We start from the raw sequence: 14368 nt of genomic DNA, 5'->3' as shown, positions 1-14368 counted from the left end.
CATCACGATCGACGACGGGGCCGAGAAGGACCCCGAGTTCGTCCGGATGATGAAGGACCTCAGGGTCCCGGTCACGATGTTCCTCACGGACGCCGCCATCCGCGCCGACTACCCGTACTTCGCGCCGCTCGTCGCCCAGGGCCACGGCCTCGCCAACCACACCCTCACCCACCCGAACCTGCGCACCCTCTCCCCGGAGGCCCAGCGCCGGGAGATCTGCGGCCAGCAGACGAGGCTGAAGCAGCGGTACGGCACGACCCCGCGCCTCTTCCGGCCGCCGTACGGCAACTGGAACGAGGCCACGCGCGCGGCGGCGGGAGAGTGCGGTCTCGACGCGATCGTGCTGTGGCGCGAGTCCATGCAGATCAAGAACATGCAGTACCAGCGCGGCGACCGGAAGCTGCATCCCGGCGACATCATCCTGGCCCACTTCCGGGGTCCGTCCGAGCTCAAGGGCCGGACCATGACCGAGATGACGGCGACGCTGCTGCGGAAGATCCAGGAGCAGGGCTTCACGGTGGCGCGCCTGGAGGACTACGTCTAGAAGATTCCCGGGCGCGGTGTCGATGCGGACGGATCCCGTTCGACGTATGTGTGGACGGCGGGGAACGGCCCCGCCCACCGCACCCCGAGGAGTCGTCATGCCCCGCTTCCTGTCCCTCGTCCGCATCGAGGAGAACACCATCGACATGGAGAGCGCCGACCCCGGCTTCGAGCAGCGCATGGGCGCCCTCTTCGAGGAGATCACCAAGGCCGGCGCCATGGTGGACACGGCCGGGCTGAAGCCGACCGCCGAGGCCACCCGGATCACCTGGTCGGACGGGAGGCTGTCGTTCACCGACGGCCCGTTCACCGAGACCAAGGAGGTCGTCGGCGGCTACGCGATGCTCCAGTGCAAGGACATGGCCGAGGCCGTCGAGTGGGGGAAGCGGTTCCTGGCCGTCCACCCGCCGCACTGGAAGGTCGGCCTGGAGGTCCGCGAGGTCGAGGAGATGCCGGAAGGCTGACCCGCGCCGTGCTGTCATGTGAACCGTGACGGTGGTGGAGAGCACGCTGGAGACGGTCTTCCGGATGGAGTCGGCGCGGATCATCGCCACGGTGGCGCGGATCGTCCGGGACGTGGGCATCGCCGAGGAGCTCGCGCAGGACGCGTTCGTCTCCGCCCTGGAGCAGTGGCCGCGGTCGGGCGTCCCGGACAGCCCGGGCGCCTGGCTGACGGCCGCCGCGAAGCACCGCGCCGTCGACCTCGTGCGGCGGCGCGAGACGTACGCCCGGAAGCTGGCGGAGGTGGGCCGGACGCTCTCGGAGGAGTCGTACGACCCCGAGCCGTCCGGCCCCGGCGACATCGACGACGACGTCCTCCGGCTCGTCTTCACCACCTGCCACCCGGTGCTCTCCGCCGACGCCCGCGCGGCGCTCACCCTGCGGCTCGTCGGCGGGCTGCGGACGGACGAGATCGCCCGCGCCTTCCTCGTGCCCGAGGCGACGGTCGCGGCGCGGATCACCCGGGCCAAGCGGACGCTCGCGAAGGCGGGCGTGGAGTTCGAGGTGCCGTACGGGGAGGACCGGGCGGCCCGCCTCGGGTCCGTCCTGGAGGTCGTCTACCTGATCTTCAACGAGGGGTACGCGGCGACCGCCGGCGACGACCTGCTCCGCCCCGGCCTGTGCGAGGACGCGCTGCGGCTCGCCCGGGGCCTGGCCGCCCTGATGCCGGGGGAGAGCGAGGTGCACGGCCTCTCCGCCCTCCTCGAACTCCAGGCCTCCCGCACCCCCGCCCGCACCGGCCCCGACGGCCGGCCGGTGCTGCTCGCCGACCAGAACCGCAGCCGCTGGAACCGGCTGCTCGTGCGCCGCGGGTACGCCGCCCTCGCGCGCGCCGGGGACGGGCGCTCCTACGGGCCGTACGCCCTCCAGGCCGCGATCGCCGCCTGCCACGCGCGGGCCGCCTCGTACGAGGAGACGGACTGGACGACCATCGCCGCGCTGTACGGACGGCTCGGCACCCTCGCGCCCTCGCCGGTGGTCGAGCTGAACCGCGCGGTCGCCGTCTCGATGACCGAGGGCCCCGCCGCGGCCCTCGCCCTCGTCGACGCCCTCGCAGGCGAACCGGCCCTCGCCCGCTACCACCTCCTCCCGAGCGTCCGGGGCGACCTCCTCGTCCGGCTCGGCCGGACGGAGGAGGCCCGGGCCGAGTTCGAGCGGGCGGCCGCGCTCACCCGGAACGAGAGCGAGCGGGAACTGCTGCTCGGGCGCGCCCGGGGTCAGTAGCGCAGGATCCGGCCGGCCACGGTGCCGACGAGGACCGTGCCGTCGGGGGCCACGCGGAGGGACTGCAGTCCGTACGGGGGCAGGGGGCGCCGGTCGAGGACGGTGCCGTCGGCGGCGTCGACGGAGACGAGGGCGCCGTCCGCGCACAGGGCGTGCAGGACGCCGTCGTGCGCGTCGAGGGCGGTGACCACGGCGTCCAGGGGGCGCCGCCAGACGACGTCCCCGGCGGGGAAGGTCCTGCGGATCAGCTCGCTCCCTCCGTGCACGAGGGCGGGGCCGCCGGCGTCGGAGACGTACGCCGCCTCGCCCAGGGGGCCGTCGGCGGCGAAGAGCGGGGTCTCGGCGGCGGTGTGCGGGTCGAGCGCGATGACGTCGTGGCGCCTCCGCCGGGTGAACAGCAGCTCGGGGCAGCCGTGGACCTCCACGGGGACGAGCTCGTACCGGTCCGGCTCGTGGGCCGTGCCCAGCGGGGTGCCGTCGGCGGCGAAGAACCGGGTGTCGGGGGTGGAGTCGCCCGTCCCGTACTCGCGGTCGTACGTGTCCTTGATCGCCCACACCCCGTCCGTACGGGCCGTCAGGGCGGCCGAGAAGGGCACCGAGGGGCGGTCGAGGACCGTGCCGTCGGAGGTGTCGACGAGCGGGAAGTCGGTCCGGGTGCGGGAGTCGGGGCCGGGCACGGCGACCCGTGCCGTCCGTTCGTCGGCGGCGACCTCGATCCGCGTACCGCCGGTCCCCGACGGGGCGGGCACGCTCCAGAGCAGCGATCCGTCGGGAGCCCAGCACTCCAGCGCGGTGTGCTTGCGGGTGGCGAGCACCCGGCCGTCGCTCAGCCCGGCCACGGCCCGGACCCCGCCCCTGCCGTCGTAGCTCCGGCCGGCCCGCTCGGCGAGCCCCTGGAGGAGCGGCAGGGCGGGTCCCGTGTCGGGGTACGGGAGCCGGGCGTACGGGTCGAGCGGTCGTGCGTCGAGAGCGGACATGTCGAGGGCGTCGGGGGCGAGACCGAGCCACTCCTCGCGGGTCACGGCGGCCCGGGAACGATCGAACTCGTGCCCGTCGTGCATGGCGAAGAGGGTGAGTTCGAGCGTGCGGGCGTCCCGCCAGCGGACCAGTTCGACGCCCCGGTCGGCATCGGCGAAGTCGACGCGGTGGCCGCTTCCGGGTTCGAGGAGGACGAGACGGCCCTCGCGCATGTACGCGTCGCCGTTGTCGAAGCCGATGGCGAGGAGCGGGAGCGTGGGGTGGAAGGCCATCGTCTCCGTCTCCATGGCGACCGTCAGGACGTGCGCGCAGGAGAGGTCGGCCGTGCGGTAGACCGCCACCCGGCTCAGGTCCGACAGCACCGAACTGACCGCGACCCACGTCCCGTCGTCACTGACGACCGCCTCGGAGGTGAGTCCGAGCAGCTCGGGGAAGGGCTCCTCGTGGAGGGGGGCCTTGGGCTCAGCCATGGTGCTCCGTCAGGTGGGCGAAGGTGGTGCGGGCGAGGGCGTCCAGGGCCTCCGGGGTCGCCGTCGGGGCGAGGGTCCGGAAGGACGCGGCGAAGGCCGGCGAGTCCGCGCACTGCGTCCGCGCCTCCAGGGCCTGGGTGAGGCGGGGGACCAGCTCGTGGAAGCAGAAGGGGTGTTCGGCCTCGACGAAGGCCCGCAGGCTCTCCTCGTACGAGGCGTGCTCGCCGTCGTACGCCCAGTCGTCCAGGGACAGCAGCAGCGGGAACCGTGCCCGCACCTCCCACGCGGACAGGGGCACCTCCTCGTACGGGGCGTCCCCCTCGCGGTCCGCGAGCCGCAGCAGCGTCGCCAGCCCGGTCAGGAACGCCGGCACGCCCTGCGCGCCGGCGGCCGTCCGCCAGGTGCGGCGGGTCTGCTCCGGGCAGCCCGCGAAGAACTCCTCGCTGAACGCGGTGGACAGGTAGTCCAGCTGGGAGGCGAGCGTCTGGGGCGTCTCCCGCCAGGACGCGTCCCAGTGGTTCGGCCGCAGGACCCGCGTGAGGCGCAGGACCTCCCACTCCAGCGGGTCGGGCCCGCAGGCGAGCCCGACGAGGTGCGCGAGCGGGCCGCTGGTGAACATGCCTTCCGGGTGTATCGCCATGATCCCCCTGTTCGTGGCGTCTGCAGGACGTGGCCGGTTCTGACGCTTCAGGGCGTGGCCGGTTCGTGGCGCTTCAGGACGTGGCCGCCGGGCGGCCGATCAGCATCGTCGGGGCTCCCGCGACCCTGGTGAGCAGCACCGTCGCCGCGTTGGGGCCCTTCGGCTTCACCTTGCGGCGGATCTCCTCGGGCTCGACCGCCGAGCCGCGCTTCTTCACGGTGAGGGTGCCGACCTCGCGCTCTCGCAGCAGGGCCTTCAACTTCTTCAGGTTGAAGGGGAGTTCGTCGGTGATCTCGTACGCGGCGGCGTACGGCGTGGGGACGAGCGCGTCCGACGTCACGTACGCGATCGTCTCGTCGATCAGGCCGCCGTCCAGCTCCTCGGCCACCTCGGCGACGAGGTGCGCGCGGATGACGGCGCCGTCCGGCTCGTACAGGTAGCGGCCGACCGGGCGCACCGCCGGATCGGGCAGCCCCCGGCCCCTCAGGGTGGCCCCGGAGGGCAGCAGGGTGGCCCGGCGGGCGCCCGGCTCCGTGCCGAACCAGAGCACGGCCTCCTTCACGTCCCCGCCGTCCGAGATCCACTCCGCCTCGGCGTCCTCGGGCACCGCCTCGTGCGGGATGCCCGGCGCCACCTTCAAAGCGGCGTGCGGCGCCCGGCGGGCCGCGTCGACGGCCCAGGAGAGCGGCGGGGAGTACGCCTCGGGGTCGAAGATCCGGCCCCGGCCGCCGCGCCGCGCCGGGTCGACGAAGACCGCGTCACAGGGGCTCGTGTCGATCTCGGTCACGTCCGCGCACCGGACCTCGATCAGCTCCGTGAGGCCGAGCGCCGCCGCGTTGGCCCGGACCGCCTCGGCGGTCAGCGGGTCCCGGTCGACGGCGAGGACGGAGATCCCGGCGCGGGCGAGGGCGATCGCGTCGCCGCCGATCCCGGAGCAGAGGTCCGCGACGGCGCGGACGCCGAGCGCCTTCAGCCGGGCCGCCCGGTACGCGCCGACCGAGGCGCGGGTCGACTGCTCGACGCCGTTGGGCGTGAAGTACATCCGGTACGCGTCCTCGGCGCCGAACTTCGCCACCGCCCGCTGCCGCAGCCGCGCCTGGCCGAGGGCCGCGCTGACGAGTTCGGCCGGGTGGTCGCGGCGCAGCCGGGAGGCGACCGCCAACTCCTGGGCGGGGTCGTAGTCGCGCAGGGCGGCGAGGAGCGTCTGCCCCTCGGGGGTGAGCAGGGCGGCGAAGGAGGCGAGGTCGGTCACCCGTCCCATTCTGGGGCCTGTGGGGCTGTGGGCCGGCCGGGGGACGGTGGGTGCGGTACGGCGGTGTCGCGGCCCGGAAGGGGCTCTGGCGCTGACAGGATGCGGCGCCATGCAGCTCGTACGACAAAAGGACCAGATGATGGCAAAAGGTGTGCACCGCCCCCGTCGGACGTTCGGGGCGGCGCTCGCCGTGGCCGCCCTCGCCTCCGCCGCCACCGCCTGCTCCGGCAGTGCCGAGCCCGAGCGCGGCGCCCCCGCCCCCGCCCCCGCCGCCGCCGGACAGCAGGCGCCGGCCGCCGGTGCCCTCACCGCGTACGTCGAGAGGGTCCGCGCGCAGCGGGCCGCCCGCGTGCTCGCCGCCAAGAAGTGGGGCCTCGCCAAACCCCCGCTCGAAGCGCCCGCCCCACCCGCCGTCAAACCGAGGATCACCACCCGCAAGGGCTTCGAGACGGACGGCGAGGGGCTGCCGCCCGTCTTCACCACCGTGCCCACCAAGCAGAAGGTCGTCTTCCTGACGATCGACGACGGCGCGGAGAAGGACCCCCGGCTGCTGAAGATGATGAAGGAGCTGCGGATCCCCTACAGCGCCTTCCTCAGCGACTACGTGGTCAAGGACGACTACGACTACTTCGCCAGGATGCAGAAGTCGCAGGAGCCCGGCGTCTCCCTGCACAACCACACCCTCCACCACCGCTACCTGCCCGCGCTCTCGTACGGCGAGCAGAGGCGCGAGATCTGCGGCATGCAGGACGTCATGGAGAAGCGGTTCGGCAAGCGGCCCCCGCTCTTCCGCCCGCCGTACGGCAACTACAACGAGGACACCCTGCGCGCCGCGAAGAGCTGCGGCGTCAAGGCGGTCCCGCTCTGGGCCGCCGAGGCCTTCCCCGACCACATGGAGTGGCGCGAGTGGGACCGGGACCTGCACCCCGGCGACATCGTGCTCACCCATTTCCGCGGCAAGGGGGACTGGAAGGGCACCATGCCGGACATGATCCGCCGTGCGATGAACGTGATCACGGCCAAGGGGTACGCGGTGGCGAGACTCGAGGACTACGTATGAGGGGACCACGCACGAGGTGGGCCGCCGCCCTCGCCGTGACCGGCGCGCTCCTCGCCCTCCCGGCCTGCGCCTCCTCGGTCGACCCGATCGAGCGGCTCGGCCGGAAGGCGGCGGAACGGGTGAGCCCCCGCCCCTCGCCGGTCCAGCACGTACGGGCGGCGGTGGACGCGAAGCGCTGCGAAGGGGCCCCGGCACCCCGTACGGTCACGCCACGGAGCGATGAATTGGCACTCCGCTTGACCGAGTGCTAATCGCGGTCATAGTCTCGGCCCTGGCACTCCCCACTGGAGAGTGCCAACACAGCGACGGGCAGGTCCGGCACCCGCGACGACGGATCCACCTGGTCGCCACCTCAGACAGTTAACCCCGTGAGATCTCCGAAGGGGGAGGTCGGATCGTGACGACCACCAGCTCCAAGGTTGCCATCAAGCCGCTCGAGGACCGCATCGTGGTCCAGCCGCTCGACGCCGAGCAGACCACCGCCTCTGGCCTGGTCATTCCGGACACCGCCAAGGAGAAGCCCCAGGAGGGCGTCGTCCTGGCCGTGGGCCCGGGCCGCTTCGAGAACGGCGAGCGTCTGCCGCTCGACGTCAAGACCGGCGACATCGTGCTGTACAGCAAGTACGGCGGCACCGAGGTGAAGTACAGCGGCGAGGAGTACCTCGTCCTCTCGGCTCGCGACGTGCTCGCGATCGTCGAGAAGTAATTCTCCGAAGTACCGAAGTACCTGAAGCAGATGCTTTGAGCTGCGCCCCGAGGCCCCTTTCCCAGGCGCCCCGGGGCGCAGTTCGTTCCACCCGAATCCGAGAGGGCTGAACCGCTCCCATGGCGAAGATCCTGAAGTTCGACGAGGACGCCCGTCGCGCCCTTGAGCGCGGCGTCAACAAGCTTGCCGACACGGTGAAGGTGACGATCGGCCCCAAGGGCCGCAACGTCGTCATCGACAAGAAGTTCGGCGCCCCCACCATCACCAACGACGGTGTCACGATCGCCCGCGAGGTCGAGATCGAGGACCCGTACGAGAACCTCGGCGCCCAGCTCGTGAAGGAGGTGGCGACCAAGACCAACGACATCGCGGGTGACGGCACCACCACCGCCACCGTGCTCGCCCAGGCCCTGGTCCGCGAGGGTCTGCGCAACGTCGCCGCCGGCGCCTCCCCGGCCGCCCTGAAGAAGGGCATCGACGCCGCCGTCAAGGCCGTCTCCGACGAGCTGCTCGCCACCGCGCGCCCGATCGACGACAAGTCCGACATCGCCGCCGTCGCCGCGCTCTCCGCGCAGGACCAGCAGGTCGGCGAGCTCATCGCCGAGGCGATGGACAAGGTCGGCAAGGACGGTGTCATCACCGTCGAGGAGTCCAACACCTTCGGCCTGGAGCTCGACTTCACCGAGGGCATGGCCTTCGACAAGGGCTACCTGTCCCCGTACATGGTCACCGACCAGGAGCGTATGGAGGCCGTCCTCGACGACCCGTACATCCTGATCCACCAGGGCAAGATCTCCTCGATCCAGGACCTGCTGCCCATCCTGGAGAAGGTCATCCAGGCCGGCGCCAGCAAGCCGCTCCTGATCATCGCCGAGGACGTCGAGGGCGAGGCCCTCTCCACCCTCGTCGTCAACAAGATCCGTGGCACCTTCAACGCCGTGGCCGTCAAGGCCCCCGGCTTCGGTGACCGCCGCAAGGCGATGCTCGGCGACATGGCCACCCTCACCGGTGCCACCGTCATCGCCGAGGAGGTCGGCCTCAAGCTCGACCAGGCCGGTCTCGACGTGCTGGGCACCGCCCGCCGCGTGACCGTCACCAAGGACGACACCACCATCGTCGACGGTGGCGGCAACTCCGAGGACGTCGCGGGCCGCGTCAACCAGATCAAGGCCGAGATCGAGTCCACGGACTCCGACTGGGACCGCGAGAAGCTCCAGGAGCGCCTCGCGAAGCTCGCCGGCGGCGTCTGCGTGATCAAGGTCGGCGCCGCCACCGAGGTGGAGCTGAAGGAGAAGAAGCACCGTCTGGAGGACGCCATCTCCGCGACCCGCGCCGCGGTCGAGGAGGGCATCGTCTCCGGTGGTGGCTCCGCGCTCGTCCACGCCGTCAAGGTCCTCGAGGGCAACCTCGACAAGACCGGCGACGAGGCCACCGGTGTCGCCGTCGTCCGCCGCGCCGCCGTCGAGCCGCTGCGCTGGATCGCCGAGAACGCCGGCCTCGAGGGCTACGTCATCACCTCGAAGGTGGCGGAGCTGGAGAAGGGCAACGGCTTCAACGCCGCGACCGGCGAGTACGGCGACCTGGTCAAGGCCGGCGTCATCGACCCGGTGAAGGTGACGCGCTCCGCCCTGGAGAACGCCGCCTCCATCGCCTCCCTCCTCCTCACCACCGAGACCCTCGTGGTGGAGAAGAAGGAAGAGGAGCCGGCGGACCACGGCCACGGCCACGGTCACGGCCACTCCCACTGAGGCGGCTGACCGACAGCTGAGGCCCGGTGCTCCCGTCGCGGGAGCACCGGGCCTCACCGCCTTCCCGACCGGCGAGACGCTCCCTACGCCTCCACGGCGCCGAGCTGCTCCATCAGCCCGAGCAGGTCGTACTGCCACCAGCCCTCGACGGCCTTGCCGTCCTCCCGGAACCGGTGCACGACCATCCCGGTCATGCTCACCTCCATCCCGGTCGGCTGGATCCCCATGAAGTCGCCGACGTGGGTGCCGTTCCAGGTCCAGCGCGTGCAGACCCGGTCGCCCTCGGCGATCTGGTCCTCGACGGTGAAGTCGAAGTCGAAGGCCGCCCGCCACATCTCGGCCTCGCGCCGCAGCGCGTCCATGCCGTACGAGTCGTTCGGAGTGCTCGGATCGTGGTCGTGGTACCCCTCGGCGAACACCTCGTCGAGCGGCGGGAGCTCCCCGGGCGTCGAGAGCAGCTCGAAGAACCGGCGGGAGGCCGCCTTGTACATCTGTTCGTCCCGGACCACGTCCAGGTCCGTGAAGGTCGGCATCTCGTCACAGAGCGCAACCATCTCCCGGAAGATCCGGTCGGTCTCGGGGAGCTGCGAATTGCGCATGGCCACGTCGTACGAGGGGAACTCGACGATCTCCACGACGTGCGAGGCGTCGGAACGGTCCTTGCCGACGATGCTGTGCGTCGCGGTCCGCTTGCCCTTGGTCTGCTCGACCCACCGGTCCATGAGCCGGTTCAGGTCGTCGACCCGGCTCGTCTTGCAGTCGATGATCTGCACGAATGTCATGACGCCTCCCGACCCAGGTAGGACCTTTCCAGTCTAGGTACGGATACCTGTGGTGGCGTGCGGACGCCTGGGCCGGGAAGGCGGCCCTCCTGTCGTGGTTCGCCCTCGACCCGCCGGGCGTACGGATCGTCTCCTTCTTCGTCACCGCCCGCTGGGCCGCGCAGAACGACGCCGCCGCGTACGTCGACGTCGTCCTGGAACAGCTCGCCGAACCGGCCGCCGAGCCCCTGCCCGCCCTCCTCACGGCCGACGGCGCCACCGGGAGCGGCTACGCCGAGCGCTGGAGGTCTGACACCCGGACCTCCTCCGCGAACGGCTCGCCCCTCCCGTAGCGCGCCACCTCCTCCAGTGCCTGGTCCGCCATGCGGTGGAGTTCGTTGCCGAGGGAGCCGGCGACGTGGGGGGTGAGGAGGACGTTCGGGAGCGTCCACAAGGGGGAGTCGGGCGGCGGGAGTTCCGGGTCCGTCACGTCGAGGATCGCGTGGAGGCGGCCCGAGACGAGGTGGGGGAGGAGGGCCCGCTCGTCGACCAGGGAGCCGCGGGCGGTGTTGATCAGGGTCGTGCCGGTCGGCATCGCGGCGAGCTGGGCGGCGCCGATCATGCCGTGGGTGGAGGGGAGCTGGGGGGCGTGGACCGAGACGATCGTGCTGCGGGCGCAGAGTTCGTCGAGGCCGACGAGCTCGGTGCCGGGCGGTGGGGTCGTCACGTACGGGTCGTACAGCAGGACCTCGAAGTCGAAGGGGCGCAGCAGTTCGAGGACCCGGCGGCCGATGCGGGAGGCGCCGACGATGCCGATCGTGCGGCGGTGGTTGCCCCAGGTGGCGGACTCCGCCAGCCAGGCGTGGTCGGTGCGCAGTTCGGCGTACCGCTGGGCCGAGCGCAGGACCCGCTTCCCGGCGAAGAGGATCGCGGCGAGCGTGTACTCGGCGACGGGCAGCGCGTTGGCGGCGGCGGCCGAGGTGACGCGCAGTCCCCGCTCCCAGCAGGCGTCGGTGACGTGGTGCTTGACGGAGCCGGCCGCGTGGACGACGGCCCGCAGGCGGGGCGCGCGGTCGAGGACCTCGGCGGTGAGCGGGGTGGCCCCCCAGCAGGTGAGGAGGATCTCGGCCTCGGCGAGGGCGGCGGCGGCCCGCGGGTCCGGGGCGGTCAGGTCGTGGGCCACCAGGTGGGGGTCGGTGCGCGCGATCCGGGTCAGGCGGCCGCGGTGGTCGTCCGTGAGGAGGCGTCCGTCGACTCCCGGGCCCATCGCGAGCAGGAGGGTCGGGCGGTTGTCGGTGGTCGGGTGCATCGTGGTTACCGGCACTTCCTCACTTGACGCTGCCGGCGGTCAGACCGGCCTTCCAGTGGCGCTGGAGGGAGACGAAGGCGATGACGAGGGGGACGACGGCGAGCAGGGACCCGGTGACGACGAGGGGGTAGTAGTCGGGTTCGGCGTGGGCGTTGCTGTTCCATGCGTACAGGCCGAGGCTCAGCGGATAGAGCTTCTGGTCCGAGAGCATCACCAGGGGGAGGAAGAAGTTGTTCCAGACGGCGGTGAACTGGAAGAGGAAGACGGTCACGAAGCCGGGCATGACCATGCGCAGGCCGATGGACCAGAAGACGCGCATCTCTCCGGCGCCGTCGATACGGGCGGCTTCGAGGGCCTCGTCGGGGATGTAGCCGGCGCAGAACACCCGGGAGAGGTAGACCCCGAAGGGGTTGACGAGGACCGGGATCAGGACCGCCCAGTAGGTGTTGACGATGCCGACCTCGCTGGCGAGGAGGTACATCGGCAGGGCGAGCGCGGTGGTGGGGACGAGCACGCCCAGGAGGACGAGGCCGAAGAGCTTCTCCTTGCCCCGGAAGTCGTAGACGTGGAAGGCGTATCCGGCGGCGACGCTGATCAGGGAGCAGGCGAGGGCGCCGAGGCCCGCGTAGAGGAGGCTGTTGGCGTACCAGTGGAAGTAGATGCCGTCGCCGTAGTCGGCGAGCCGGGAGAGGTTGCCGCCGAGGTCGAAGCCCTCGAAGGAGAAGGCGTTTCCGGCGAGGAGGCCTCCGGCGTCCTTGGTGGCGGCGGTGAGCAGCCAGACCAGCGGGAAGAGCATGTAGACGACGGCGAGGACGAGGGCGCCGTTGACGGCCGCCCGGGAGAGCCATCGGTTGGGGGAGCGGTTGCTCATGCCGGCTGCTCCTTCCGCGCGGTGCGGGCCGTGCGGGCCGGGTCCGCCTCGCGTGCCGTGTCCGCCGTGCCCGCCCTGCGGCGTCCCGTCAGCCGGGTCACGGCGAAGGAGAGCAGCGCCGCCGTCAGGGCGAGGAGTACGGAGGCCGCGGCGGCGAGTCCGTAGTCGTTGCGGTCGAAGGCCGCGGTGTAGGCGTACATGTTCGGCGTCCAGGTGGAGGTGACGGCGGAGCCGGTGCCCTTGTTGAGGATGAGCGGCTCGGTGAAGAGCTGGAGGGAGCCGATGACCGTGAAGAGGCCGACCATCGCGAGCGAGGACTTGATGAGCGGGACCTTGATGGCGAAGGCGATGCGCCAGGCGCTCGCGCCGTCGACGGTGGCGGCTTCGAGGACGGAGCGGTCGATGGCCTGGAGGGCGGCGTAGAAGATGACCATGTTGTAGCCGAGCCACTCCCACAGGGCGATGTTGACGACGGAGGGCAGGGTGCCTTCGGGGGAGAAGAAGTCGAAGCCGATGCCTCCGGCCTCCATGGCCCGCACGATCGGGCTGAGCTGGGGCGTGTAGAGGTAGACCCAGATCAGGGCGGCGATGATGCCGGGGACGGCGTGCGGCAGGAAGAGCGCGAGCTGGAAGAAGCGGCGGGCGCGGGCGAGCGCCGAGTCGAGCAGGAGGGCGAGGCCGAGGGCCCCGGCGAGCAGCAGCGGGATGTAGAGCAGGCAGTACCCGAGCAGGACGCCGAAGCCCTCCAGGAAGGCCCGGTCACCCAGCGCCGCGGTGTAGTTGTCGAGGCCGGTGAAGACGGTCTCGGTGCCGCCGAAGCCCAGTCCGGACTGCTTCTCGGTGAAGAGGCTGAGCCAGACCGCGTATCCGATCGGCACCACCATCACCGCGGTGAACAGGACGAAGAAGGGGGTCAGCAGGAGCGTGGCGGCGCGGGTGCGGGCCTTCATCCGGTCAGCCCTCGACCTTCAGGCCGCGCTTGGTGAGTTCGGCGACGGTGGCGTCGTGGCCGGCCTTGACGGCGTCGGCGATGGACGGCCCGCCCTGGGCGATCTTGCCGAACTCGTCCTTGATCGCGGTGTTGGTGGTGCCGGTGGTCGGGCCCCAGGACCAGTCGGGGTTGATGGAGGCGCCGGCGGCCTCGAAGAGCGCGTAGATGTCCTGGCCGCCGTAGTAGCCGGCGTCGAAGGCCTTCTTGGCGGCCGGGCGCAGGGCCGCGGCGGCGGGGAAGGCGGAGGAGGTGCCGGAGGCGATCCGGGCCTTCACGCCCTCCTCGGTGGTGGACATCCATTCGGCGAAGGCGACGGCGGCGGCCTTCTGCTTGCTGTCCTTGGTCACGGCGAAGGAGGTGCCGCCGAGCATGCCGCTGGCGGGCTTGCCGTCCCAGGTGGGTACGGGGGCGACGGCCCACTTGCCGCTCAGTTCGGGGACGTTGCCCTTGAGGACGCCCGCTCCCCAGGAGGCGCCGAGGTAGCCGACGGTGGTGCCGTTCTTGAGGGAGCCGACCCACTCGGGGCTGAAGGAGGCGTCCTTGTGGACGAGGTCGGCGTCGAGGAGGCCCTGCCAGTAGGCGGTGACCTTGGTGGTGGCCGGGTCGGTGGTGTCGACCTTCCAGGTGTCGTCCTCGGCCTTGAACCACTGGGCGCCGGCCTGCCAGGCCATGGCCTCGAAGGTGGTCGGGTCGTCGGGGAAGAAGGTCGCGATGCGGGCCTTGGCGTCGGCCTTCTTGACCTGCTCGGCGGCCTTCCTGAACTCGTCCCAGGTGGCGGGGACCTTCACCTGGTACTTGGCGAAGAGGTCCTTGCGGTAGAAGAAGGCCTGCGGGGCGGCGTCGAAGGGGACGGCCCAGGACTTCCCGCCGAGGGTGGTGAGTTCGACGGACTGCGGGAGGAGCTTGGCGCGGTCGGCCTCGGTGAACTGGTCGCCGATGTCCTGGAGGGCGCCGGAGCTCACGAACTCGGGGAGCGAGGAGTACTCGATGGAGACCAGGTCGGGGGCGTTGCCCGCCTTCACGGCGTTGGAGATCTTGGCGTAGCCGCCGGCGGTGCCGGAGGGGATCTCCTCGAACTTCACCTGGACGTCGGTGTGGGAGGCGTTGAAGGCGTCCACGACGTCCTTGGAGCCCTTGGCCCAGCCCCAGAAGGTGATGGTCACGGGCCCGTTCGGCTTGCTTGCGGTGTCGTCACCGCCGCCGCCGCAGGCCGTGAGGACGGCCAGGGCGGTGGCGGTGCCGGCTATGACGCGGGACGTTCTGCTCCAAGTACGGGTCACGGCACGGCTCCTGAGGGCGGCGGCTGGGAGGTTG

General features: G+C 71.6%; 15 protein-coding genes. 7 read left to right on the top strand and 8 right to left on the bottom strand.

Annotated elements, in window-relative coordinates:
- The 3 genes from K7G60_RS31450 to K7G60_RS31440 form a co-directional block, all read left to right on the top strand.
- A partial coding sequence (locus K7G60_RS31450; RefSeq protein WP_225804363.1) for a polysaccharide deacetylase family protein occupies nucleotides 1-544 on the top strand: 544 nt, incomplete at its 5' end.
- A gap of 97 nt (nucleotides 545-641) precedes the next feature.
- A complete protein-coding gene (locus tag K7G60_RS31445) occupies nucleotides 642-1007 on the top strand; it encodes a YciI family protein (protein WP_225804362.1) in 366 nt (121 codons plus the stop codon).
- Nucleotides 1008-1071: 64 nt separating this feature from the next.
- The gene (locus tag K7G60_RS31440) at nucleotides 1072-2268 is read left to right on the top strand and encodes an RNA polymerase sigma factor (RefSeq protein WP_225804365.1); all 1197 of its coding nucleotides are present in this window, start codon (nucleotides 1072-1074) and stop codon (nucleotides 2266-2268) included.
- On the opposite strand, the gene K7G60_RS31435 is transcribed toward K7G60_RS31440, so the two are convergent.
- The 3 genes from K7G60_RS31435 to K7G60_RS31425 all read right to left on the bottom strand — a co-directional run bounded on the left by K7G60_RS31435 (nucleotide 2262) and on the right by K7G60_RS31425 (nucleotide 5617).
- Complete coding sequence (locus K7G60_RS31435; RefSeq protein ID WP_225804361.1) at nucleotides 2262-3716, bottom strand: PQQ-binding-like beta-propeller repeat protein; 1455 nt, start codon at nucleotides 3714-3716, stop codon at nucleotides 2262-2264. The two genes, K7G60_RS31440 and K7G60_RS31435, sit on opposite strands and share 7 nt — an antisense overlap.
- Entirely contained in the window at nucleotides 3709-4356 is a 648-nt protein-coding gene (locus K7G60_RS31430) for a hypothetical protein (protein ID WP_225804360.1), read from the bottom strand. Before K7G60_RS31430 ends, K7G60_RS31435 begins: the two co-directional genes overlap by 8 nt.
- A 73-nt stretch (nucleotides 4357-4429) precedes the next feature.
- Nucleotides 4430-5617: a class I SAM-dependent methyltransferase gene (locus K7G60_RS31425; protein ID WP_225804359.1), complete on the bottom strand. Its 1188-nt coding sequence runs from the start codon at nucleotides 5615-5617 to the stop codon at nucleotides 4430-4432.
- Nucleotides 5618-5717: 100 nt separating this feature from the next.
- On the opposite strand from K7G60_RS31425, the gene K7G60_RS31420 reads away from it, so the two are divergent.
- From K7G60_RS31420 to groL, 4 genes are all read left to right on the top strand, one after another.
- Complete coding sequence (locus tag K7G60_RS31420) at nucleotides 5718-6668, top strand: polysaccharide deacetylase family protein (protein ID WP_374115714.1); 951 nt, start codon at nucleotides 5718-5720, stop codon at nucleotides 6666-6668.
- Nucleotides 6665-6919 (top strand): hypothetical protein, encoded by a 255-nt coding sequence (locus K7G60_RS31415; RefSeq protein WP_225804358.1) that lies wholly within the window; start codon nucleotides 6665-6667, stop codon nucleotides 6917-6919. The genes K7G60_RS31420 and K7G60_RS31415 overlap by 4 nt, the downstream gene beginning before the upstream one ends.
- Nucleotides 6920-7065: 146 nt before the next feature.
- Nucleotides 7066-7374 (top strand): co-chaperone GroES, encoded by a 309-nt coding sequence (gene groES, locus K7G60_RS31410; RefSeq protein WP_010471835.1) that lies wholly within the window; start codon nucleotides 7066-7068, stop codon nucleotides 7372-7374.
- A gap of 119 nt (nucleotides 7375-7493) precedes the next feature.
- Nucleotides 7494-9122 (top strand): chaperonin GroEL, encoded by a 1629-nt coding sequence (gene groL / locus K7G60_RS31405; RefSeq protein ID WP_225804357.1) that lies wholly within the window; start codon nucleotides 7494-7496, stop codon nucleotides 9120-9122.
- Nucleotides 9123-9205: 83 nt separating this feature from the next.
- On the opposite strand, the gene K7G60_RS31400 is transcribed toward groL, so the two are convergent.
- The 5 genes from K7G60_RS31400 to K7G60_RS31380 all read right to left on the bottom strand — a co-directional run bounded on the left by K7G60_RS31400 (nucleotide 9206) and on the right by K7G60_RS31380 (nucleotide 14334).
- Nucleotides 9206-9904 carry an ester cyclase gene (locus K7G60_RS31400; protein WP_225804356.1) on the bottom strand — a complete coding sequence of 233 codons (699 nt, stop codon included), beginning with the start codon at nucleotides 9902-9904 and terminating at the stop codon, nucleotides 9206-9208.
- A 268-nt stretch (nucleotides 9905-10172) separates the two neighbouring features.
- Complete coding sequence (locus K7G60_RS31395; protein WP_225804355.1) at nucleotides 10173-11192, bottom strand: hydroxyacid dehydrogenase; 1020 nt, start codon at nucleotides 11190-11192, stop codon at nucleotides 10173-10175.
- A 19-nt stretch (nucleotides 11193-11211) separates the two neighbouring features.
- Complete coding sequence (locus K7G60_RS31390) at nucleotides 11212-12063, bottom strand: carbohydrate ABC transporter permease (RefSeq protein ID WP_225804354.1); 852 nt, start codon at nucleotides 12061-12063, stop codon at nucleotides 11212-11214.
- Complete coding sequence (locus K7G60_RS31385) at nucleotides 12060-13013, bottom strand: carbohydrate ABC transporter permease (RefSeq protein WP_225804353.1); 954 nt, start codon at nucleotides 13011-13013, stop codon at nucleotides 12060-12062. The genes K7G60_RS31390 and K7G60_RS31385 overlap by 4 nt, the downstream gene beginning before the upstream one ends.
- Before the next feature lie 4 nt (nucleotides 13014-13017).
- Nucleotides 13018-14334 (bottom strand): ABC transporter substrate-binding protein, encoded by a 1317-nt coding sequence (locus tag K7G60_RS31380; protein WP_225804352.1) that lies wholly within the window; start codon nucleotides 14332-14334, stop codon nucleotides 13018-13020.
- Nucleotides 14335-14368 lie beyond the last annotated feature (34 nt).

The sequence above is a fragment of the Streptomyces sp. NK15101 genome, from assembly GCF_020400725.1.
Lineage (GTDB): Bacteria > Actinomycetota > Actinomycetes > Streptomycetales > Streptomycetaceae > Streptomyces.
The sequence above is the reverse complement of the archived record's forward strand: the minus strand, read 5'-3'. Positions and strand labels throughout refer to the sequence as shown.

Excerpts from the sequence above, each read along its gene's own strand:
- K7G60_RS31445 (WP_225804362.1), top strand. The coding sequence starts at position 642 with ATGCCCCGCTTCCTGTCCCTCGTCCGCATCGAGGAGAACACCATCGAC.
- K7G60_RS31440 (WP_225804365.1), top strand. The coding sequence starts at position 1,072 with ATGGAGTCGGCGCGGATCATCGCCACGGTGGCGCGGATCGTCCGGGAC.
- K7G60_RS31435 (WP_225804361.1), bottom strand. The coding sequence starts at position 3,716 with ATGGCTGAGCCCAAGGCCCCCCTCCACGAGGAGCCCTTCCCCGAGCTG.
- K7G60_RS31430 (WP_225804360.1), bottom strand. The coding sequence starts at position 4,356 with ATGGCGATACACCCGGAAGGCATGTTCACCAGCGGCCCGCTCGCGCAC.
- K7G60_RS31425 (WP_225804359.1), bottom strand. The coding sequence starts at position 5,617 with ATGGGACGGGTGACCGACCTCGCCTCCTTCGCCGCCCTGCTCACCCCC.
- K7G60_RS31420 (WP_374115714.1), top strand. The coding sequence starts at position 5,718 with ATGCAGCTCGTACGACAAAAGGACCAGATGATGGCAAAAGGTGTGCAC.
- K7G60_RS31415 (WP_225804358.1), top strand. The coding sequence starts at position 6,665 with ATGAGGGGACCACGCACGAGGTGGGCCGCCGCCCTCGCCGTGACCGGC.
- groL (WP_225804357.1), top strand. The coding sequence starts at position 7,494 with ATGGCGAAGATCCTGAAGTTCGACGAGGACGCCCGTCGCGCCCTTGAG.
- K7G60_RS31400 (WP_225804356.1), bottom strand. The coding sequence starts at position 9,904 with ATGACATTCGTGCAGATCATCGACTGCAAGACGAGCCGGGTCGACGAC.
- K7G60_RS31395 (WP_225804355.1), bottom strand. The coding sequence starts at position 11,192 with ATGCACCCGACCACCGACAACCGCCCGACCCTCCTGCTCGCGATGGGC.
- K7G60_RS31390 (WP_225804354.1), bottom strand. The coding sequence starts at position 12,063 with ATGAGCAACCGCTCCCCCAACCGATGGCTCTCCCGGGCGGCCGTCAAC.
- K7G60_RS31385 (WP_225804353.1), bottom strand. The coding sequence starts at position 13,013 with ATGAAGGCCCGCACCCGCGCCGCCACGCTCCTGCTGACCCCCTTCTTC.